16 protein-coding genes and 2 pseudogenes are annotated in these 22,183 nt (G+C 43.8%); 10 read left to right on the top strand and 8 right to left on the bottom strand.

Features of this window, described 5'->3' with window-relative positions; genetic code table 11:
- Positions 1–117: 117 nt before the first annotated feature.
- The 5 genes from C5469_RS20330 to tssE are packed head-to-tail and all read left to right on the top strand — an operon-like array spanning position 118 to position 4,087.
- The gene (locus tag C5469_RS20330; RefSeq protein ID WP_166310297.1) at positions 118–315 is read left to right on the top strand and encodes a hypothetical protein; all 198 of its coding nucleotides are present in this window, start codon (positions 118–120) and stop codon (positions 313–315) included.
- On the top strand, positions 303–2,066 hold the full coding sequence (gene tssF, locus C5469_RS20325) for a type VI secretion system baseplate subunit TssF (protein WP_166310295.1): 1,764 nt from the start codon (positions 303–305) through the stop codon (positions 2,064–2,066). Before C5469_RS20330 ends, tssF begins: the two co-directional genes overlap by 13 nt.
- The gene (gene tssG / locus C5469_RS20320) at positions 2,030–3,118 is read left to right on the top strand and encodes a type VI secretion system baseplate subunit TssG (protein ID WP_166310293.1); all 1,089 of its coding nucleotides are present in this window, start codon (positions 2,030–2,032) and stop codon (positions 3,116–3,118) included. The genes tssF and tssG overlap by 37 nt, the downstream gene beginning before the upstream one ends.
- Positions 3,096–3,635, top strand: a complete 540-nt coding sequence (tssJ, locus tag C5469_RS20315; RefSeq protein WP_166310291.1) for a type VI secretion system lipoprotein TssJ — start codon at positions 3,096–3,098, stop codon at positions 3,633–3,635. The genes tssG and tssJ overlap by 23 nt, the downstream gene beginning before the upstream one ends.
- 23 nt (positions 3,636–3,658) lie before the next feature.
- Positions 3,659–4,087: a type VI secretion system baseplate subunit TssE gene (gene tssE, locus C5469_RS20310; RefSeq protein WP_166310299.1), complete on the top strand. Its 429-nt coding sequence runs from the start codon at positions 3,659–3,661 to the stop codon at positions 4,085–4,087.
- Between the two features lie 58 nt (positions 4,088–4,145).
- Here the strand turns inward: tssE and C5469_RS20305 are convergent, their stop codons facing one another.
- A complete protein-coding gene (locus tag C5469_RS20305) occupies positions 4,146–4,577 on the bottom strand; it encodes an ankyrin repeat domain-containing protein (protein WP_166310289.1) in 432 nt (143 codons plus the stop codon).
- Positions 4,578–4,641: 64 nt separating this feature from the next.
- On the opposite strand from C5469_RS20305, the pseudogene C5469_RS24580 reads away from it, so the two are divergent.
- Positions 4,642–4,857 (top strand): annotated as a pseudogene (locus tag C5469_RS24580) (Tn3 family transposase); the annotation flags it as partial.
- Between the two features lie 230 nt (positions 4,858–5,087).
- Here C5469_RS24580 and C5469_RS20295 read toward each other — a convergent pair.
- The gene (locus C5469_RS20295; RefSeq protein WP_166310287.1) at positions 5,088–5,372 is read right to left on the bottom strand and encodes an addiction module antidote protein; all 285 of its coding nucleotides are present in this window, start codon (positions 5,370–5,372) and stop codon (positions 5,088–5,090) included.
- Position 5,373: 1 nt separating this feature from the next.
- Positions 5,374–5,670, bottom strand: a complete 297-nt coding sequence (locus C5469_RS20290; protein ID WP_166310285.1) for a type II toxin-antitoxin system RelE/ParE family toxin — start codon at positions 5,668–5,670, stop codon at positions 5,374–5,376.
- A gap of 220 nt (positions 5,671–5,890) precedes the next feature.
- Here C5469_RS20290 and C5469_RS20285 point away from each other — a divergent pair, with 220 nt between their 5' ends.
- Both C5469_RS20285 and C5469_RS20280 read left to right on the top strand, forming a co-directional pair.
- Positions 5,891–6,142 (top strand): hypothetical protein, encoded by a 252-nt coding sequence (locus C5469_RS20285; protein WP_166310283.1) that lies wholly within the window; start codon positions 5,891–5,893, stop codon positions 6,140–6,142.
- Between the two features lie 178 nt (positions 6,143–6,320).
- Positions 6,321–6,539, top strand: coding sequence for a hypothetical protein (locus C5469_RS20280; RefSeq protein WP_166310281.1), 219 nt, complete (start codon positions 6,321–6,323; stop codon positions 6,537–6,539).
- A 25-nt stretch (positions 6,540–6,564) separates the two neighbouring features.
- Here the strand turns inward: C5469_RS20280 and C5469_RS20275 are convergent, their stop codons facing one another.
- From C5469_RS20275 to C5469_RS20260, 4 genes are all read right to left on the bottom strand, one after another.
- On the bottom strand, positions 6,565–7,233 hold the full coding sequence (locus C5469_RS20275) for a PAS and helix-turn-helix domain-containing protein (protein WP_166310279.1): 669 nt from the start codon (positions 7,231–7,233) through the stop codon (positions 6,565–6,567).
- A 13-nt stretch (positions 7,234–7,246) separates the two neighbouring features.
- The gene (locus C5469_RS20270; RefSeq protein ID WP_166310277.1) at positions 7,247–7,939 is read right to left on the bottom strand and encodes a helix-turn-helix transcriptional regulator; all 693 of its coding nucleotides are present in this window, start codon (positions 7,937–7,939) and stop codon (positions 7,247–7,249) included.
- Positions 7,940–7,970: 31 nt separating this feature from the next.
- Positions 7,971–8,660, bottom strand: a complete 690-nt coding sequence (locus C5469_RS20265; protein WP_166310275.1) for a PAS domain-containing protein — start codon at positions 8,658–8,660, stop codon at positions 7,971–7,973.
- Between the two features lie 432 nt (positions 8,661–9,092).
- The gene (locus C5469_RS20260; RefSeq protein ID WP_166310273.1) at positions 9,093–9,380 is read right to left on the bottom strand and encodes a filamentous hemagglutinin N-terminal domain-containing protein; all 288 of its coding nucleotides are present in this window, start codon (positions 9,378–9,380) and stop codon (positions 9,093–9,095) included.
- A 1,020-nt stretch (positions 9,381–10,400) separates the two neighbouring features.
- Here C5469_RS20260 and rtxA point away from each other — a divergent pair.
- Entirely contained in the window at positions 10,401–21,026 is a 10,626-nt protein-coding gene (rtxA, locus tag C5469_RS20255) for an MARTX multifunctional-autoprocessing repeats-in-toxin holotoxin RtxA (protein WP_166310271.1), read from the top strand.
- Positions 21,027–21,363: 337 nt separating this feature from the next.
- Here the strand turns inward: rtxA and C5469_RS20250 are convergent.
- Positions 21,364–21,573: pseudogene (locus tag C5469_RS20250) on the bottom strand (hypothetical protein); the annotation flags it as partial.
- Positions 21,574–22,019: 446 nt separating this feature from the next.
- Between C5469_RS20250 and C5469_RS24575 the strand changes: the two are divergent.
- Positions 22,020–22,183 (top strand): ESPR domain-containing protein (locus tag C5469_RS24575; RefSeq protein ID WP_166310269.1); only part of this gene is annotated, 164 nt, incomplete at its 3' end.

The following is a 22,183-nucleotide window of genomic DNA, read 5'->3' as shown; positions in this document are numbered from 1 at the left end:
CCCCGGATGGTTTGCCGCTGACGTGGATTTTACGCACGGAAGTGGGCGGGGGACCGCTGGCGTTGCTGAAACTGCGGGGATTTACGTTGCCGAAGGAGATCTTCGTGGAGGCCCCCGGTGATGACACGTCAGCGCCAGTCATGGATGAGGATGGGGAGGCGGAATGAGGTGGCAACGGTTGATCTTCCCGGCATGGCTGAGCAGGCCAATGTCATTTTACTTCTTGGTAGTTTTATCACTTTTCGGTTCGGGCATTCTGAACCGGTAACTCTGTTTTTATTCCCTTTCTTGAGGACAATACAATGGATGATTTAACCCTGCGCTATTACGAGGCAGAAATGCGCTATCTGCGTGAAGCGGGCAAAGAATTTGCTCAGGCGTATCCAGACCGGGCCGCGATGCTCAATCTGGATAAGAGCAGTATCCGCGACCCTTTTGTTGAACGATTGCTCGAAGGCTTTGCCTTTTTGATGGGGCGTTTGCGCGAAAAACTGGATGATGATCTGCCGGAGTTGACAGAAGGGCTGGTCAGTTTGCTATGGCCGCATTATCTGCGCACCATTCCGTCACTGTCGATTGTTGAACTGACCCCGGACTGGGCGCAGATGAAAAAATCCGAGCAGGTGGAAAAGGGGTTTGAAGTGCTGTCGCAGCCGATTGGCCTGCACCGGACCCGTTGCCGTTATACCACGACTCAGGCGGTTCAGTTGTTGCCTCTGGCGCTGACAGCCGCATCCTTTCAGACGGAACCGGATGGTCGTTCTGTTATCCGGCTGCGTTTTGACTGTGGGAAGATGGTGGACTGGCGGCAGGTTGATTTGAGTCGTTTGCCGCTATACCTGAATGCGGATAGCCCTCTGGCCTGTGCATTACATCAGGCATTCACACTTCAAACACAACAACTGTATTTACGTCTGCCGGGTCAGCCTGACCGCCAGCCGTTTGCGGGCCGATTCTCGCCGCTGGGATTTGGGGAGGCGGATAGGTTGTGGCCGAAAGGGGAAAGTGCGTTCAGTGGTTATCAGTTGCTGCTGGAGTATTTCACCTTCCGGGAGAAATTTATGTTTGTTGCGCTCTGTGGGCTGGAAATGTTGACGCTCCCCGACGAGACGCCGTGGTTTGAGCTGGATGTGGTGCTGAGTGAACGTTGGTCCGGTGACTTGCTGTTTTCTGCTGAGCATATCCGTTTGCATTGTTCTCCGGTGATTAATCTATTTTCGCTGGAATCTGACCCGTTGAAGTTGTCACCATTGCAGACCGAATATCTGCTGCGCCCGATGCGTTTACAGGATGGGCATATTGAGATTTATTCGGTGGATGCGGTGCTGTCCTCGAAACGCAGTGGTCATCAGGGGTATGTGCCGTTCAGTAGTTTTCGTCATAAAGGGGGCATGATGCGACATGATGCGCCGGAGCGTTATTACCATACCCGGGTGAAACGGGGGCCGTCAGGTTTGTACGACACGTGGTTGATTTTAGGCGGGGAGGATTTTGATGACGATGAACTGGATGAAGAAGAAAACTTGTCGCTGACCTTAACTGGCACCAACGGGCAACTGCCGCGTCGGGCATTGCAGGATACATTGCTGGATACGCCCGTCAATTCTCCGTTGGCGGGACTGACCGTGCGTAACCTGTGTGAACCGACGTTGCCCTGTTATCCGCCGAATCAGGATCGCTTTCACTGGCGGATACTTAGTCATCTCGGTTCCAACTTCCTCAGTATGATGGATAACCCGGATGTGCTGCGCGGCACGCTGGCTCTGTATGACTGGACTGACGATGAGATGAACACCCGTCGTTTGGATGCGATTGTGGCGGTGAAACATTCGCTTATCGAACGGTTTGAGCAGGGGTATCTGCGCCGGGGTGTTCACATTGAAGTGACGTTGGATAGCCAGGGGTTCTCCGGCACGGGTGATATTTGCCTGTTCGGTGAAATGCTCAGTCGCTTCTTTGCCTTGTACACCGATATTCATCTGTTTAACCGGCTCACGCTGATTTTGCAACCCACTGGGGAACGACTGTTATGGGAAGAACACCACTGTCCGCACATTCCGGGCTGATGGCCGTACTAAAGGCCAATATATCGACACTCGATTTCTACTCATTCTGTCAGATAATTGAGCGAGCCGCCCCTGACCAGCCGCTGCTGGGCAGTACAGATAATCCTGCCGATGATGCGATACGTTTCCGTCCTCATCCAGGGATGGGTTTTCCGGTCAGCGAGTTAAAAGCGATAGAAACTGATAGCGAACGCCCAGATTATCCTCCGACGGCCAGAACCACATTTATGGGATTGTATGGGGTGGATTCCCCGCTGCCGACGGCTTATTTGGACGATATTACCCGGTACCGGGACGGGCATGAAATGATTGCAGCCTTTCTGGATATCTTCAATCACCGGATATTTACTCAGTTCTACCGTATCTGGCGTAAATATTCCTACCCGGCTACTTTTGCCGCCGGAGGAACAGATGGGACGTCTCAGTGTTTACTGGGGCTGATTGGCTTAGGTATCCCAGGTAGCCGGCAGCATATTACCACGCCGGTGTCCCGTTTTCTGGCTCTGCTCAGTGTGATGCGTCTGCCGACTCGTACCGCTGAAGGTGTCTCAGCACTGGTAACATTGCTGGCGCCGCAGACTCGCTCGGTGGTGACCCCCTGTTGCCCCCGGCAGGTCCATCTGACGCACCCGGCGGGTTTTTTAGACACGCATCCGGTTTCTCTGTCGCAGCGCACGGTGCTGGGTAGAATGGGTACCGATATTAATAGTCAGCTTTTGGTGGCATTGCATACGAATTGTTCGGAGGAGGCACGAGGTTGGCTACCGGGCGGGCAGTTGCACACTGATTTTCAGGTATTGTTGCGGGTTTATCTGGGCTGGCGTTACCCGGCCAGACTGCAACTGACTTTGCCGACCCGGATATTGCCGCCACCGTTACTGGGTGGTCCACCGGTTCAGTTGGGATTAACCGGGGTGTTAGGGCTCAAGGCGGAACATCCTCCAGCGATGATACCTGACAACATAACAGTGAATTTGGGGAATTATCAGGGCATCACGCCAGATAACCATGAAAATATAGGAGGACGCCATGTCAATTATGCCTTTTTATAAAACCATGCCGGTGATAGCGGCGATAACATTGTTGTTGACCGGCTGCGGTCTGACCCAGACGGTGAGTGATGGCACGGTCTCAGTCGCACAATCACTTTTCCATAAGCAGGTAAAAACGTTGCATCTGGATTTTATCCCGCGGGCAGCGGTCAATACTGATGGTGGAGAAAATATTGCGCTGTCTGTCCCCACACTGGTACGTATCTATCAGTTGCGGGATAACAAAACGATATTGGCGGCGGATTATGCGGATTTACTGAATGACGGTGACCGGGTACTCAGCGCCGATAGTCTGGCGAGTCAGGAGGTGGTGGTGAAGCCGGGCGGTCATGCGTCTCTGGATATGCCGATGGCGACGCAGGCGAAATATGTGGCGGTAGTGGGGTTGTTCAGAAGCCCTGATCTGTCTAAAGGGACCTGGCGCCGGATAATAACGCGTCACGAATTGTTACCGGATAAGCCCCGGACGATTGAGTTGAATGCCAAGGGGCTGGTTTTGTTACCTGAGCAGGAGTGAAAGGAATGAAAAAGAAAACGACAATGAAAAAGCCTTCTCTATACGACAGCCTGGCGGGAAGTTTTACCGGTGGTTTGGCGTTGTCTCAGGTCAGTGAAGAAGAGCAGGTGATTTTATCGGTACTGGACAATATGCAGCGCATCCTCAACTGCCGGGCGGGAACGCTCGCCCATTTACCGGATTATGGTCTGCCTGATCTCAGTACCATTCTGCAAGCGCTGCCTGCGTCGTCCCAGCGTCTGATTGCGACGATCGAACATACGCTATTGACTTATGAACCGCGTTTGAAGCAGATCACGGTGACGTTATTGCCGATGCTTGAACCGGCCCATCTGCGTTATGACATCCACGCGGAATTGAAAGGTGTAGGACTGGTGCGTTTTAGCACGGAATTTGTACCGGAAGGGCAGGTACTGATCCGTCACTTACGTCAGCAAGGGCATCTGGATTAACTCACTGTTTCATCAGGCGGTATTCTTTGTTATCGAAACGGATTTGGGTGATGCTTTGTCACGCTTTCGAGCACGATTTTTCTTCAATCAGATATTCATTATTCTTTTCAGCCAGTAATATCTTCAGTGCTTGCTGTTCATCCTTATTAAGGAGGGCTGTGTTCGCTCCCGCTTCAATCAACAGCCGGGCTATATCGTTTCTTTGATCGCTAATGGCTTCTTGCAATGGCGTTTTTTTGTTTTGGTCTAGTGCGTCAAGGTTGATACCGTGTTTTTTCAGCAGCATCGAGAATGATTTCGTGCGTGGGGAGCCTGTTTCACCCATGAAGCGCATTAAGGCTTGCAGCGGGGAACGACCGTAGTGACTGTAGTAAGGATCGTTGTTCTTTATGTGTTCGACAGGAAAACCTTGCGTCTCAATCAGCCAGCGGCCAACATTTGTTGCTGCGCCACTGGCTGCGGCGACCAGCAGTGTTTCATTCTCATCCATGATTTTCCCTCTGATATTCAGTGGAACACCCTGTGAGTGAAATGTGTGATTCTATATCGGTTGGTCGGTACTGGCACTACATTTGTTACAGATCTCTTTGGTATACGTGAATACCTTAATGATTCAACAGGTTCTTAACGAGCCAAACTGGCTCCCAAGGATGAAAATGGAGGACTTCAGGGCATTGACGCCGTTGATTTATTGGGGTTTGAGGAGCAACGGAACCATAAGTACTGATAAGTGGTTAAATAGAATGGCTAATATTCATAAAATGAAATAATTATGAGTTTTACATTACCTATTATGAATATACGTCCAAAATGAGTATAGGTGATTTGGCTATCAGTAGAGGGGGTGGTTAAAAATAGCAATTCACGTGTAAGTTGGCCACCCGATTTTTGGCTATTTAAATTGACCGCTTAAAGGCGTTTACAGTTCCATTGCCAGGCAATCGAAAATTTGAAGATGAATAAAATAACTAACCCTGATGGGCATGAAAAAATGGGGCAATTAAGCCCCAGTGAAATGTAATTTTAAACCCAATGCTTTGGTTATTTTAACTACAGTATTAAATGAGGGATTTGTTTCTCCAGAAAGTGCCTTATAAATACCCTCTCTACTTATTCCTGCTTGTTTTGATAGCTGGCTGACATTTTTTGCTCTTGCGATATTTCCTAATGCAATAAATAAATATTTAGTATCGTTTTCCTCTAGCGCTGCATTTAAATATAATTGAATATCTTCATCATCATTTAAAAATTCAACAACGTCAAACTCTTTAAGTTCTTTATTCATATTAAAATCCCCATTCTTTAGCTATTTCTTTTGCTTTTTTTATGTCTTGTTGTTGTGTATTTTTATTTCCACCGCACAGCAACAAAATAATTTCATCATTTCTATTAGCAAAATACACCCTATATCCTTTGCCTTGATGAATTCTTAATTCTGATATTCCATTTCCGACAGGTTCCACATCTCCGAAATTACCCTCTTTCATTCTATCAATTCTTATAATTATTTTTGCTTTCGTTGTTTTGTCTTTCAAAGACTTTAACCATTTCTCTACTTCGGGCGTTCGATTTACTTTAATCATTTTACCTCTCATTACTATATTGAGTGTAGCACAACATTTCAGTGTGTCAACTGCCGTTAACAATTTTCAAATACTCTCAAATAATAATAAAACTTTCTACATTGACACGGACATTAGTATTCATTGATAGTTTAGAAAAAGAATCTTCTGCAATCCGAAGTATAGATCGATTCTAGCCAATATTTTCATAAACTTAACATATGGAGGTAACACCTAAATTATGATAGACAAATCAAAGTTACTAATGGTGTCCCCCACACCGGCTGAAGTTAAAATAGCCAGAGAGACAGCCAACCTAACTACGGCGGAAGCTGCATCACTTTTTGGGTTACATGATGGCAGTTCGTGGCGTAGAAAAGAGATTCTTCAAGAGAGAAGTTCTAATAAACGTTTATTAAAACCTGCTGAGTACGAAATGTTACTATTAATAGCCGGAATACATCCGAATTTTGAATTAATGGTTCGGAAGTAATACATATGAGGGCGTGTTATGGGTACGAAATGGTGTCGGTTTTTTTACGCCTGTAGTTTTTCAAAATCACACTCCCGCGCAAAAGCGCGGAGTGATCGTAGGTTGCCAAGAACACGTTTTACAATTTCATATTCTTCTGCCATTTTCTGAGTGACGCAAAGAATGAGCAAGTTGCACGATGGCACACCAGTTATGGTGCCGTTCCGCTATATTTTTTCCTATGATCATGATGAGTTTTCCCCGGCTTTTAACTATAGTTTTTGCCGGGGCTTACGAAAAATCGGATATACCCGTTATCTTTCAAGTTGCCTCTTTGTTGGCTGCACTCACTCACCCCGGTCACAGAGTTATCTATGCTCCCGGGGATTCGCTCCCTTGCCGTCGCAACGCATCTTGAAATCCATAGGGTATATACAGAGTTTCTATGACAATAAAAACTTTTCTGGTACATAGTGGTGAAAATTATTAGCCAGACAGTATTCTTTTAGTTGCTGACTGGAGTTAATACCTATCTTGCAATATATCCGATCCATATGTGTTTCAACTGTACGATAAGCAATGTTTAATATTTCCCCAATCCGTTTTCTGCTGTATTGCTGTAAAAAGAGGAAAATAATATCCCATTCACATTGAGTAAAAAGATCTGTTGGTGGTTGGAGAATGATGGATGCAGGTAGTTCATTATAATATTGATGTAGGCTGGTTAATGAGTAATTTGGCGCTTTCCATGCATGTAAGAGGATGCCGACGCACTCATTTTCATCATTATATAGTGGAGATTTTTCTTGGAAATAAGATGACAGAATTTTCTCTTTTCCAAATGCATGTGTTTCAAGTGAACATATTCTTTCCTCTTTTTTCATTACATTTTTATCATGAGTAATGAATTCTTTTGCAAACTCAGCTCCTTCCCAAGGGAGTTCATTGTCATATAATCCTTCATAATTAAATGAGCTTGGCAAATTTTGAGTGGATCTTAATGCCATATTACCGTAGATCCAGCACGAATTTTTATCTTTGATTCCCCAAGGTTCATTACTCATTTCTATGGTATTTATAATCTGAGGTGATATCGTATGGTTATTCTTCATAAAAACTCCGTTATCAGTTAGGGCTAAATAGTCTGCTTTCTGGATGTACAAATCTTTCTGGTACATATAGATCAAAATCATTTGTTCGACAATATTCTTCTAACTTATAACTGGAGTTAACACCCACTTTTTTATATATTCTTGACATGTGGACTTCGACAGTACGATAGGAAATATTTAATATTTTACCCATTTGTTTGCTGGTATATTTTTGTAGCGAGAGGAAAATAATATCCCACTCCCGTTGGGTAAATAAATCAGTGGGTGGTTGGAACATAATAGATGCAGGGAGTTTACCATGGAATAAACGGGTTAATGAGAAATCTTGGGCTGGCCATCCATGTAAAAAGATACCGACGCATTCATTTTCATCATTATATAGTGGATATTTTTCTGAGAAAAGTGAGGATAGAAATTTATCTTTCCCATACATATGTGTTTCCAGTGAGCATATTCTTTCTCCTTTTTCCATTACACTTTTGTCATGAATAATGAATTCTTTTGCAAACTCTGCTCCGTCCCAAGGGATCTCATCATCATACCGTCCTTCATAATCAAATGAGTTTTGAAGGTTCTGTGCAGATCTCATTGCCTGATTACCATAAATCCAGCATGAATTTTGATCTTTAATTCCCCAAGGTTCATCACTTTGCTGCATTGTATTAATGACCTGAAGTGAGATATCTAGATTATTAAATTTTTTCATGATTGAATCCTATTTTCAGTTAATAATGAGCTTATAATTCTCTGCTGCCAATAGTGACAAATCTTTCTGGGATATAGTGATCAAATTTATTTTCTTTGCAGAAATCGGCTAATTCTATATGTCGTGGTAAATTAAACTTTTGGTAAATTGACTGAGTATAATTAACGACATCTTCTGTACTTATCATTAATTCTTTACTAATGCTCTCTTCATCCAATGAACGAAGGGTAAGAAAGAGAATTTCCCATTCAGTTTGCGTTAAGATGTCATTAGGTGGCATGAGTTCTAGGGCTGCTAGAGATGTTTTTTCATAATAGTAAGAAACAGAAAAATCTTGAGTTTTATACATATGAAAAATGATCCCGATACAGTCACCTTTGTCGTCACAAAGTGGGAATTTGTCGCAGAGATAAGTCTGTTTGACTTTATTTTCTCCAAACTGATGCGTTTCCAGTGAAGTGACTCGTTGCATTGTGTGAAGAGCTTTTTGATCCTGCTGATGGAATTCTTTTGCATATTCTGCAATAGGTGAGGGTAATTCCTCTGTTGAAAGCCCAGTAATATCGAAATCTTTAGGGAGGTTAAGTAATTGATAAAAAGCTGGATTGGCATAGATAAATCTTGATTGGAGATCTTTGGCTCCCCAAGGTTCATCACTTCTCTCCCACATGAGAATTAACTGTGGAGTGATATTGCTGGGTTGGTTTTTTATATTTGACATAGTAACTCCTGAATCTTTATTTGAGTCATTATTTGAATGGTTAGTTGGCCGATTATACTTCAAGTGATCTGGTTGTATAATAGAATATAATAACTTGCTCGTCAAAAATCATATATTTATTAATTGATTTTTTACTATTTAACAGGGAAATTTTAAATGGGAATGAATATAACTGTAATTACTATTTTGTGTTAAAATTGTTCAAATGGTCTGTTGGAAAAAAGGGTTATCAGCTGTTGTTGCGCTCGTTGTTGTTCCTGATGTTAAACATTTTTGGGTTAGAAAGAGTGTATTATCAATAGTAAATGAGCGTAGATTATACCCGAAATTATTTGTATATTCTTTGTTGTTAATTTATGAACAATAATTTGCTCTAATGCTTAATAGCCAATTCTATTAATCTATTTTATTTACTTTTATACCCAATAGATTTCAAGTTGCAGCGCGGCGGCAAGTGAACGCATCCCCAGGAGCGTAGGTACAAGAAGAATATAATGTGACTGCTTCTTGCCCTACCGGCATACTTGCCGCCGAGTTATCGGTCTCCTTTTGGCTGTTATTGAGGATAACTCCGTGTTTATCGACATCAAACTGGCGATAGGCATTATGCGAAACGCCGGTGGCACTGGGTGTCTGAATATTGACCTGTGGTGTGCCGTGCTGCACTGCACTAAATGGAGATACTACGGAGAAATCTCCACAAATCGAGTAAATTATCACGATATTTCTGTAAGATGAGCTATATCCAATAGATTTTAAGCCGCAGTGCGGCGGCAAGTGAACGCATCCCCAGGAGCATAGATAACGATGTGACCGGGGTAAGTGAAAGCAGCCAACAAAGCAGCAATTTGAAGGATGAAGGGTATACAGCAATTACGTCTATCGGGATCGATAGTTAATTTATTTTTAATTCTATTTTTTATAAATTTTTATTTATGATATATTTTTGTATTTTCTTTGTTAATATTGTGTTTCAATGATTTGTATTTATTTTATTTTTATAAAAAAATTAGACTATTATTGTTAGACAATATTTCTGGAGATGATTTGTTATTTTATTTTGACGAAATAAATAAAATATTTTATATATTTCCAGTATGACAATGTTAATAATTTAATTAATTTTATTTATGAAAAATTATTTAACAAATGTTAATATGAACGGTTGATTATATGGAAATTTGCATTATGGCTCGATTTCATTTTTATTATCTTATTTGCGTTTTTTGCATCAATGTGGGGATATGGGGCAATATATAGGGGGTAAACGGACTTTCTTATGGATAAATATTGATTTTGAGTTTTTGCTCTATATTATTTTATTTTACTTGTTTATTTAACAGTATTTTTAATACATATAATCTCATTATGTATGTGGGTATAATATCTCATATTGTACAGATTATTGTCAATAAATTGCGTTTTGGAGTGGAAATATGCCTAAAAAACTAGAATAAATCATCTTTGATATTAGTTGTAATAAAGGCATTTTTTCTATTTATTTCATTGAGTAACGACTGAACAATTAGATAAATGAAATAATATCTGAGAACAGTAATCAGCCTGAATTAAAGCAAATTATATAAAGAATACTTAATCGATTGCTGTCATTGTGCTTTTTGCCGTGGGAAGGTCAGAGGGTTTGTATTGCCCACGGGAAATTAGATTCTCAAAACAACTGTTGTATCTGTCAGATGCAGTGGTTTTCTATTTAACCTCAACTAAATTAAGGGATTGTTTATGGGGAAATCATCAAACCGCAGTACAGAGTATTTCTTCACTGGGAAATATTACGATGATGATGATGGGAATAATATTGTTGCCATTGGAGTGGGAGGGGAGATTTATGCCAAAGGAGGAAATGATCATATTACTGTTGGTTCGCTAGGGGCGACAATCTATGCCAGTTCTGGCGATAAGACGGTAGATGGTGGTGCCGGGTATTTAAAAATAGTGAATATTGACGGTGATCTGAATGTACATGGCGCCGCAGGTTACGCAAGTATTGATAAAAACGGTAATGGCAATATTTCATTTGCTGGCGCGGCAGGTGGTATTTCTATGGATCACCGAGGAAGCCGCGGTAACCTGAATTTCTCCGGGGCTGCTGCTTATAACGGTCTAAGCCGTAAAGGACAATCTGGTGATGTGACGTTTAAAGGTGTCGGTGGTTATAACGAGTTATGGCACGAAACTAATCAGGGCAATTTAAGCTTTAGTGGCGCAGGAGCGGGTAATAAAATTGATCGTACCTGGTATGACCGCTATGAGGAAAGCCACGGAGATGTGATATTTGAAGGCGGAGGTGCGGCAAATAGCATTAGTTCGCGGGTTGAAAGTGGTAATATTGATTTCACAGGTGCAGGAGTTGATAACCACATTATTCGTAAAGGGAGAGAAGGCAATATTATCTTGCATGGTGCCGGGGCATCAAACCGCATTGAACGCTTGCGAGAAAGCAAAGATAAATATGAACAGACTCGCGGTAATATCGAATTTGAAGGCGCAGGCGCTTATAACAAAATTTATTCTGATATAGCTCATGGTAATATCAATTTCTCCGGTGCGGGTGGTTACAATGAAATATCAAGAATAGGTGAAGATAGCGATTCGTATGATAAAGCTTTGGAATACACTAAAGCTGAAGAAATTGTCTTAACAACGGCGAAGATGGGCGTTCAGGAATCCCAGCAAGTGATAGGCATTAAATCAACGACTGAGCCTAATACTTACCTCTTTGCGTTTGCTGACGAAAAAGATACTAAGATCAGCAAAGTTCAGTTTAGAAATGATCCTGAAACCGGTAAACTGAGTTATTACGCCACTTCATGGCGTAAAAATGGTAATCAACTCGAAAATCTTGCTACGGAAAATATCTCTTTAGAGAATGGATTTGATGATATAAGCAATGATGATATAAGCAATGATGATTATCGTCTTTCCAATTTAATCTTTGAACATCATCACCCCGTGACTATTCAGCATATTGTTGAAGAAGATTTGCAGGAAAATCAGTGGGTGACTTATGCCAGCGGAACCACCGCTAAAGCAGAAGATATCACATTGATTGATGCAAAAATGCATGGGCGTTCAATCCATTCTGATGGTTTGATATTAGATGTTTCGGCGGTGAAATCGAATGGTCGGGCAAATACTTATGTCTATGCCAAATATGTCGAATCATATACCAAAGTGGTCAAGGTGGAGTTGGCAAATGATCCTAAAACCGGAGAGCTGAAATATTATGCCAGTGCATGGTACAAAGCAGGCGACCATACCGGTGATTTGGCCAATGAAGATTTTTCACTCGACAATGATTATCGCTCGATGGAGGTGGGAGGATATTCGCTAACTAAGCTTCAATATCAAGTCGATACTGTACGCCGTGTCTCTGAGCATTTAGAACATATTGAAGAATATAGTCATCAGGAATTGGTGAAGTCATCTTCGGATATTGGTGATAGCTCCGGTGATGTTAATTTTAGCGGTATGGGTGGCGGAAACGTTATTAAATCCAGTGTAATAGATGGCAATGTTAATTTTGAAGGTGATGGGATTGCTAATGTCATTCTTCATAGTTCGAGATTCGGTAATACGCATTTTGAAGGCGCAGGTGCTGCCAACGTCATTGTGAAAAGTGGTGAACAGGGTGATTTGACTTTTCGTGGCGCAGGTCTGGCAAATGTCCTTGTCCACCAAAATCAGTATGGAAACATGGATGTTTACGCTGGCGGTGCGGTAAACGTTCTGGTTCGTGTCGGTGATGGGCTGTATCTGGCGCATCTTCTGGCGATTGGCAATATTTCTATCCACCAGGGTAACGGTGATAGTCGGGTTACCATGCTGGGAGGATATAACACCCATACTCAAATAGGTAATGGCAGCGCGAATTGGTTAGGTGCAGGCGGTTTTAATGTCATGACCCAAAAAGGTAAAGGGAATATTTCCTCAGTACTTTTGGGTGGCGCTAATGTGCTAACTAAGCTTGGCGCAGGTGATTTGATTTCCGGTATGTTAGGGGGGGCCAACATTATCACACATATCAGTAGTGATAATGAAATATCAGACACCACGGCAATTGCGTTGGGTGGAGCCAATATCCTCACCAAAAAAGGAAGAGGTGATGCTGTTGCGGTGATGGGCGGTGGCGCAAACGTTCTGACTCACATTGGTGGTGGGAGTACGACGGGGGTGATGTTGGGGGCAGCCAATATCCTAACCAAAGTAGGGGATGGTGACACCACGGGCATTATGCTTGGAATTGGTAATGTGCTGACTCATGTCGGTGACGGTCAGACACTGGGGGTCATGGGAGCAGCAGGTAACATCTTTACTAAAGTGGGAGATGGAACCGCAATTGCGGCTATGATTGGTGCTGGCAATATCTTTACCCATGTTGGTCAGGGTGATGCATGGGCGTTGATGGGTGGTCTGGGTAATGTCTTTACCAAAGTAGGGGATGGTAAGGCGCTGGCACTGATGATAGCCGCTGGTAATGTATTTACCCACGTTGGGGATGGGATGAGCGTTGCCCTGATGCTGGCGGAAGGTAATGTTGCAACCAAAGTGGGTAATGGTGTGACCTTGGCAGCGATGATAGGCGAGGCCAATGTGATGACCCATGTCGGTAATGGTCAGACATTTGCCGCTATGATCGGGGAAGCCAATATCCTGACGAAAGTGGGTAATGATTTGACTGTCGGCTTGATGATTGGTGATGCCAATATCTATACCCATGATGGTGGTGGGACAAGTATTGGCTTGTTTGCCGGTAAGTTGAACGTGATGACCAGAGTGGGTGATGGTACAACGCTGGCGGCAATGTTTGGTGAAGCTAATATCATGACCCATGCTGGCGACGGTTTAACTGGGGTATTGGCACTGGGTAAAGCCAATATTGTCACTAAAGTGGGTAAGGGTTTTATGGGGGTTGTGGCAGCGGCTGAGGCTAATGTTGTTACTCATATGGGATCATCAACGACGGCTGCCGTGCTATTAGGTAAAGGCAATATTCTGACGAAAGTAGGTAATGGTACAACGGTCGGCCTGCTTATTTCCGATGTGGGTAACATCATGACACACGTTGGTGATGGCACAACGGTTGGTTTCGCGAAAGGTAAGGCCAATATCATTACTAAAGTGGGGGAAGGTGCAGGGGTTAACGCTGTCTGGGGTGAAGCTAATATCCTGACTCATGTTGGTAATGGCGACCGTTACAATTTCGCCAAAGGTAAAGCGAATATCATTACCAAAGTGGGAGGAATGCGAGAAGTCACAGTCGTTCAGGGCGATGCCAACATTATCACCCATGTTGGTAACGGTGATGATTACACGGGAGCTTGGGGCAAAGCTAACGTTATTACGAAGGTAGGCGACGGGAATAATGTGGTGCTTGCTAAAGCTGATGCCAACGTTGTGACTCAAGTTGGTAACGGCGATAGTTTTAATGCCTTATGGAGTGAAGGCAATATTGTGACTAAGGTGGGTGACGGTACGCAGGTTACCGTGGCGAAAGGCAAAGTTAATATCACGACTACCGTGGGTGATGGCTTAAGTGTGACGGCGACGCATGGTGACCAGAATGTGAATACCAAGGTGGGAGACGGCGTTTCAGTCAATGCCGTATGGGGTGAATATAACGTCAATACCAAAGTTGGCAATGGTCTTAATGTTGCGATTATGAAAGGCAAAGGCAATGCCAATATTCATATTGGTGATGGTTTGGGTTTTAATGCCTCTTATGCCCGCAATAATGTGGCGATTAAGGTTGGTAATGGCGATTTTTACAGCCTTTCTATTGCGGAAAGTAACACGAAAAGCAACAATCTCTCTTATCTGTTTAAAAATTTTAAACAAACTGTATTAGGTGTGGAAGGTAGCCATGCGATTAATTATTTGATCCATGGTAATGAGGCTAATACTTCTGGAACCAATAAAGGGAGAGGCGCGATTAACTTAACCGAAGTGTCTGCCATTGATGGTTTCCAGATGGATAAAATTGATGAAATTAGTTCGGATCTGGCTAACAACTTGAGTGGCACAATAACTCCGGTGGAGACGCCTGATATCGAGGTTATCCAGAATGCCTTGCAGGTTGGAGATAATGTTGGTTCAGCTCAGGATCAGACATCCCCGCAAGCTGATGCGGTTATCAGACATGCGAAGCAGGATAAAGCCGCGCAAAATGCGTTAAACGATAAAGAAAAAGCTGAGATGAATCGTCAGCTTCTGGAACAAGAGAAAGATAAACAGCTTAAAACGATTTCAAAATCACAATTCCAACTGGAATCAACCAATCAAGATGCACTGAATACCAATGGTCAAGTACAGCGTGATGCAATAAGTAAAGAGTCCAGGGTAGTCGAAGAAGAACTGATGCTTATGGCTCAAGGTATGGATGCGCTTAATAACTATGGGAATTATGATGGTAAATCAGGTGATGAGTGGCGTAATCGGTTTGCGGTTGGATATCTGGATAATATCCAGAATAAATTAAATGATGCCAAACTTACGGCACAAGAAAAATTAGCTGATGCACAGCAGCACTTTATTAATAAACGAGAAGTAGTAAAAACAGCAATTGAGAAATCAGAGGCAGGTTTAGGGAAAAGTCTCGAAAATATAGATAATGCAGACAAAGATATTGTAGACGCTGAGAAAAAAGCAGAGCAGAGAAAAGAAGAGGCATTATTACAGAAACAACGGGCTGAGAAAGCGGTAAGTGACGCCAATACCGCGTATGAGAAAGTGAAACAGCGTGGTGAAAGAGATAGTTTAGAGGCGGAAAATAAAGCTGCACAGGCGCAAAAGAATGCAAAAAGCGTGAAACAGGCTGATGATACTAAACCAGAGCGTATCGGGGCAACGGGGAGTGGTTTGTCTGGAGAAGCTTATACACCGATCGAGGTGGAGAAATCGAAGAGTCATATCGATCCTGCATCGAAAACAGAAGCTGACGGTTGGCTCAGTGAAGATTTAACATTAACAGCAGAAGATTTGGCGGCCTTGAATGATGCACAGCAAGCGGTCAATCGGTTACAGCTCAACAAGGGTATTCGCTCAGGAAATACCGGTGCTGCGGTTATTTCAATGTTTAGCGAAACATCATCGTTTACCGAAACATCATCCGGTGGCACGGTGGAACCAACCTTAAATGAACCCAGAGAGTTAACCAGAAAAGCGCCGACGATTTCGGGTATTGATCTGCAAGGATTAGGGGGAAATAGCCATCAATCTCGCTCTTCACTTAAAGAATTAGAGCTTGTCTTACTGAACAAGGGAGACAAACGGTTTATTGATTCTACTAAAAGACGTCTTGGTTCGATAAATACCGATCGGCCTGGTAAGGCGCTGGTGGCCGTGCGTGAGGCTTTTAACAGCACCGTCGAACGGCCCGATGAACAACATGTATTACAGCTTGAACAAGCGCTGGCTCATTGGCAGCAGTATGATCCCAAAGAATTCGCTCAGCGTAGTAAATTGGTGAAAAGCTTACGTTTTGAGATGGGTGAACTGGTTGCTCACATTCAGGCCCAGAGAGCTGAGTCAGCCGGGATTTTGGGGATCACTGTGCCACCTGAGCAAGTGCCACAGTTTGGTCAGCAGGTATCCTTTGACGGTTTCGGGCGTGTGGTGGGCCTGAAAGGTGATATTGCGCAAAGCGAAATTAATCGTCTCACTGATTTACAAATTAAGCCATTAACCCAGATTAATTCCGCTGCGGAGCGGGATGCACCTAAGACCGAAAGCGAAAGCCTTATCGTTTTCGTCAGCCGATTACAACAAGAAGCTATCCCAGAAGGTAAGCCTTTGATTGAACGCGCTAGAGAACTTTGGCTTACAGGGCAAGTAACACATCAGAAAACCAAAGAATTATTTGAGGATGCTGTTACCCAGTTGAAAACGCATCCTGAATTGCACATTCTGGCTCAACAGCTGTTGGCCGATGCCAACAAAGAGAAGGCCACCGGACAATATATTGATAACCTATTTGGCCGCCATTTTGATTCTGAACTGGCTTATGAACTGGTGAAAACGGCATCACCGGAAGCGAAAGATACCGCTGAACGAACAGGTAACTTCCTGGTACAGGATTTTGAACAGTGGATAAGTGGTTTTTATCGCGAAGGTGCTGAACGTGACCAGAAAATTGCTGGCAAGATGCAAGCTTTTGCTAAGGCTATTGATAAGGATTTTCGCCCTTGGTTCAGCCGGGTGCCTGAGGTAACGACATTCCTGAACGATCCAACTTTTACCAATTTCAAGACCATGATGACTAAGGTTGATGATGGTTTTTCTGTGATTAAGGTGCCGTTTCTGGCGGTAAAAATGGCGACCACCCCGGGAATGGGGATGGATAGTGCTGACTGGAAGAGAAAAGGGGATTCTTTCTATCAGAATGTGATCACCAAAGCCCGTTCAACCAGTGCTGAGTTGACTACCGGGGCTGATATTACGCACAAAGTCGTTATCACGGAAACGCAGACCAATGATTATGGCACGGCGCTGCCCTACCAGCCTGCGAATGGTAAGCATGACGACTTTTTGTATGGCAGGAAGGTCGCGGCAGGTCGGATTTTGACCCCAGGACGGGAAACTGTATTTGAGCATAATGCATTAGCTCAAGGTCAATCTGTAGTGACTGGCGCGTCTGGTTCGACCAATATCATGGTTCACCTCAATGACTATATTGCCAGCAAGCAACCCAACTTCCCAACCGGGCAAAGCTATCTCAATACTCTGGCATTTTTGGTATTTGATGGTGGTCACTCTGTCAATGAAAGTCTGGCGGTTTACAAAGCATTACAGGAAACCGGTGATGAGCGTCAGCAGAAGCAGAAACTGAACAGCTACACTGCCAATTATCAGGATCTGGCAGATATTGCTGGGGAATCGGGTAAGGCGTGGGTAAATCAGGCGCTGGATAATGCTTTTAAAGAAACTCAGGAGTTTTATCAGAAGTATGCGGTGGTAAAACCGCAAAGCCGTCCTGCGGTGGAAGACTTAGATGGGTTATCTGGCAAAAATAAAGGGGTAGAACCTGTTATTATCGACGATAGTCATCTGAACAAACCACTTGATGGCTGGCAAACGGTGGAAGTGACTCGACAGACTGATAGCCGTGAAACTCGCTTTGATGGTCAGATCATCCTTCAGATGGAAGATGACCCGATAGCTGCCAGAGCAGCTGCTAATCTGGCGGGTAAACACCCGGACTCCAGTGTAGTTATTCAACTCGATGCCAACGGTAAATATCGTGTTGTTTATGGCGATCTGTCTAAATTATCGAACAAATTACGCTGGCAGGTTGTCGGTCATGGTCGTGATACATCAGAGCAGAATAACATTCGTCTGAGTGGTTACAGCGCGGATGAATTGGCAACGAAACTAAAGCAGTTTTATCAGGAGATTAAGCTGGGCGAAAAGGCCATCAGCAAACCCGATCACATCAGTCTGGTGGGTTGTTCACTGATTAGTGATGATAAGCGGGATGGTTTTGCTCGTCACTTTATTACTGAGTTGGATAAACAAGGTATCCGCAGTGATGTTTCTGCCCGCAGTAGCGAAGTCGCGGTTGACGCAACAGGCCGTAAGTTTACCCGTGATGAAAATAACCAATGGGTTAACAACTTGCCTGATAACAAAGTTGTATTGAGCTGGGACGCAGAGAATAAACTGATAACTCATACAGAACAGGTTCGTCGTGGTATTGCTGAAAGCGATATCAATTTCGCTAAAGTCGGGTATACAAAGGCTGATTCGGTTACCCAAGGGGCGATTGCGGATAACGCTGAAATTTTCATTGAGCCACAGAAGCGTAACAAGGTTAACACCAGCGATAACTCGCAGAGTCAGCTCAGTTACTCCGGTAGTATCCAGGGAGATATCGGTGACGGAGAATTTACCGTGCTCAACTGGGGAACATCGAACGTAGGCATTAAAGTGGGAACCGGTGGTTTTAAATCACTGGCTTTCGGTGATAACAATGTGATGGTGCACATCGGTGATGGTGATAGTAAACATAGCTTTGATATTGGCGGCTATCAGGCGCTTGAAGGGGGGCAGATGTTTATTGGTAACCGTAACGTCAGCTTCAACCAAGGTCGTAGTAATGACCTGATTGTGATGATGGATAAATCCATCCCAACGCCGCCGCTGGTTAATCCATTTGATGGTGCTGCCCGTGTTGCTGGCGTATTGAAAGGTATTGCCCGTTCCGGTGACGAGCAGGATTGGTTAGCAGCACAAGATCAGCAGTGGACAATCGCCGGTGCGAAGAAATTTGTGCGTGATATATCTGGTTTAGACCAAACCAGCAGCGTGGATTACGAAACGCTGCTTAATTTGGATTCTCAGCATGAGCGTAGTAGCCGTGGTTTAAAATATGATGCTGAATTAGCATTGAATAAGAAACTTAATCAGTGGTTAGGCGAAAATGACAATAGTGTCAATGCAGGCAAAATGAGCCGGGCAGATAAATTCCGTCAGGCTAATCAGGAGCTGGCTTTCAACTTTGCTGTTGGCGGGCGTGGCGCTGATATTCAGGTTACGACCGGTAACTGGAACTTTACGTTCGGTGACAATATTCAGTCAATTTTGGATACCAACCTGGGTTCGTTGTTTGGCCTGATGACCCAGCAGTACTCAACAACGGGTATGGCGAAAACAACCTTTACCTACAACCCGCAGGACTTACCGCGTCAGCTTCAGAATAAGCTGCTTGGCCGATTATCGGGGGTGAGTGAGGATACGACCTTAGCGGATATCTTTGGTGTAGATTACACCGCAGATGGACGTATTGTTTCCCGGGCAGGAGAGCCTGTTGATGGCGAAGCTATTCTAAAAGAAATGCTGGAAGTGATAAGGGAATTTGGCGGTGATCAACTGGAAGCCTTCACCAATCCAGATAAATTGGAGGATAGTTTGAAGGCTGGCATCAATGAGGGAAAAGATGTAGTTAGAAAATTTGCGGAAAGTCATGGTTTGACAGAGAAAGCGCCTGATAAAAATCGGGAACAAGGTGCTGGGGTTAGCGTCAACGGAAATAGCGCTCAAGCTAATAGCAAAGCAGAACGCGCATTTGGCTTTAATTCGCTGAATCTGCCTAACCTGTTTGCAACAATGTTTAGCATAGATAAGCAACAAGAGATGAAGTTGTTAGTGGCTAACTTGAAAGAAAATCTGACAGCAGATCTGCTCAATATGAAGCAAAAAACGTTTGATTTCCTGCGTAACAGTGGTCATCTGCAAGGAGATGGTGATATTCATGTGTCGTTGGGAAATTATAACTTCAACTGGGGTGGTGACGGTAAAGATCTCGGTGCCTATCTGGGTGATAACAACAACTTCTGGGGTGGTCGCGGTGATGATGTTTACTACTCACTAGGAACATCCAATATCTTTGCTGGTGGTGAAGGTAATGATATGGGCGTCCTGATGGGGCGTGAAAACTGGATGTTTGGCGGCAATGGTGATGATACCGCAGTGGTAGCCGGACGTATTAACCATGTCTTTACGGGCGAAGGTAATGATCAAGCTTTTGTCTTTGGTGAAGGTGGCCTTGTTGATGCGGGTAACGGGCAGGATTACGTCGTCACTTCCGGTAACTACAACCGGGTGGATACCGGAGCAGGTCAGGACTATGCGGTGACCATCGGCAATAACAACCGGGTTGATTTAGGTGAAGGCAATGACTTTGCCAGAGTGTTTGGTAATGACAACCGGATAGACGGTCATTCCGGCAATGATACGATTAAATTGATGGGCTACCATGCGGTGATTAATGGCGGGGACGGTGATGATCACCTGATAGCCGCTGCGATTTCGAAATTCAGCCAGTTTAACGGCGGTGATGGTCAGGATTTGTTAATGCTGGGCGGTTATCAGAACAGCTTCCAGGGCGGAACAGATGTAGATAGCTTTGTGGTCAGCGGAGAAGTGATTGATAACCGGGTTAACGATATCAACGCAGAAGATATGATCTTGTTTAACGGTGTTGGCTGGAAAGACCTATGGTTCCAACGCAGCGGATATGATTTGGTGCTGTCAGTGAACCGTCATACTCAGGACAACAGCGTTCACACCGCTCAGGGACTCTTTGAATCGGTGGGTACAGTCACCTTTGATGATTACTTTAATGGTCATCGAGCCAAATTGGTGAGGCCGATGGGGGATAAAGACAAATCAGGCGAGCGTGAATTTACTGCACTTTCTGACAATGCCGTTGATTCATTGATTCAGGCAATGAGTAGTTTTTCTCCGACAGCGGGTGATAATGGTTTTATTGAGAGTCTGGACAGTAAGGCGAGAATGGCTGTTACCACGGCATGGACCGATGTAACCATTGGTAAGGGAAAATTTGCTTAATTAATTCACTGTAATTAGCTGTCATAAAAATAAAAATGGCTCACAGAAATGTGGGCCATTTTTTTGAGTTTTTATTCGGGAAACTATTTCTGAGTTTTATTTGTGAATGTTTTTATTAATTTATTTATATTTTAATATTAGATTTATGATGTTTATTATAAAAAATTGACAAATATTTATACCCAATAGATTTCAAGTTGCAGCGCGGCGGTAAGTGAAAGCAGCCAACAAAGCAGCAGCTTGAAAGATGAAGGATATATACCTTTATCCGGTAGTTATTAATATTGTCACTGAGTGACTGCTCCCCGCCGTAAAAAACGGCGAGGCTTCCCACTTCTCAGGCCGCCACCGTCTTTATGACGGATTTACACTGGCCTCCGTGGGCAGAAACGACGAGTCCCGCCGCTGCGGCTTTGTATTCCAGTTTCTTGATGAAGCCATGCCAGCCCGCATCCCCGATAGCGCGAGCAATGCGGTGATCCTTCATCATGTTGGCCGATTTTAGCGTCTCAACAATGAGCGCCTGGTTTTCGTCAACCATTAATCGGCGTGGTGTAGCCTCAACGTCGCCAGACCTGGGTAAATGGTTTTACTTGTTCATGTAGAAATGAAAATCCTCTTTTTGCAAGTCCCTTTTTCCTGAAATGAGATCTAATTTTGTGATTTTCATCACAAAATAAAACAAAAAAGTAAAATTAATTTGAAATTATTACCCTTGATTATTAAATGATTAATATTAATCTATTTTTTATACAATTTGTAACATGATAATAACATTGGTCTGTTTTTTGCAATAAAATATAACTCTTTGTTTTTACTGCTATCTTAACCAAATCCTCTCTTTTAGTTGCCATGAGTGATAATAAACCACAAACATTGATCACTAAGTTAAATTTAGGGTTAATACCGCTTCGAAATTGACCCGCGATTTTTAGCCTCACAGTGCTGCCCGCGCGTCGTAGCACATTCAGGACACCTTCGCGGAGAATAACCATGAATAGACACTTGTATCGTATTATCTTCAATCAGACCCGCCAGATGTGGATGGTGGTGGCGGAGATTGCCAATACCGGACCGGGGCGAACGGGACGCCGCACTCGTCGCCCGTCTCTGCCGTCGTGTCGTTGCCAACTCACCGCGTTACGATTCAGTCTCTT

It is taken from the genome of Photorhabdus cinerea, assembly GCF_011189575.1.
Lineage (GTDB): Bacteria > Pseudomonadota > Gammaproteobacteria > Enterobacterales > Enterobacteriaceae > Photorhabdus > Photorhabdus cinerea.
Note: the sequence above shows the minus strand (reverse complement) of the source record. Positions and strands in the feature narration are given on the sequence as shown.

Excerpts from the sequence above, each read along its gene's own strand:
- tssF (WP_166310295.1), top strand. The coding sequence starts at position 303 with ATGGATGATTTAACCCTGCGCTATTACGAGGCAGAAATGCGCTATCTG.
- tssG (WP_166310293.1), top strand. The coding sequence starts at position 2,030 with ATGGGAAGAACACCACTGTCCGCACATTCCGGGCTGATGGCCGTACTA.
- tssJ (WP_166310291.1), top strand. The coding sequence starts at position 3,096 with ATGTCAATTATGCCTTTTTATAAAACCATGCCGGTGATAGCGGCGATA.
- tssE (WP_166310299.1), top strand. The coding sequence starts at position 3,659 with ATGAAAAAGCCTTCTCTATACGACAGCCTGGCGGGAAGTTTTACCGGT.
- C5469_RS20305 (WP_166310289.1), bottom strand. The coding sequence starts at position 4,577 with ATGGATGAGAATGAAACACTGCTGGTCGCCGCAGCCAGTGGCGCAGCA.
- C5469_RS20295 (WP_166310287.1), bottom strand. The coding sequence starts at position 5,372 with ATGAATAAAGAACTTAAAGAGTTTGACGTTGTTGAATTTTTAAATGAT.
- C5469_RS20290 (WP_166310285.1), bottom strand. The coding sequence starts at position 5,670 with ATGATTAAAGTAAATCGAACGCCCGAAGTAGAGAAATGGTTAAAGTCT.
- C5469_RS20285 (WP_166310283.1), top strand. The coding sequence starts at position 5,891 with ATGATAGACAAATCAAAGTTACTAATGGTGTCCCCCACACCGGCTGAA.
- C5469_RS20280 (WP_166310281.1), top strand. The coding sequence starts at position 6,321 with ATGGCACACCAGTTATGGTGCCGTTCCGCTATATTTTTTCCTATGATC.
- C5469_RS20275 (WP_166310279.1), bottom strand. The coding sequence starts at position 7,233 with ATGAAGAATAACCATACGATATCACCTCAGATTATAAATACCATAGAA.
- C5469_RS20270 (WP_166310277.1), bottom strand. The coding sequence starts at position 7,939 with ATGAAAAAATTTAATAATCTAGATATCTCACTTCAGGTCATTAATACA.
- C5469_RS20265 (WP_166310275.1), bottom strand. The coding sequence starts at position 8,660 with ATGTCAAATATAAAAAACCAACCCAGCAATATCACTCCACAGTTAATT.
- rtxA (WP_166310271.1), top strand. The coding sequence starts at position 10,401 with ATGGGGAAATCATCAAACCGCAGTACAGAGTATTTCTTCACTGGGAAA.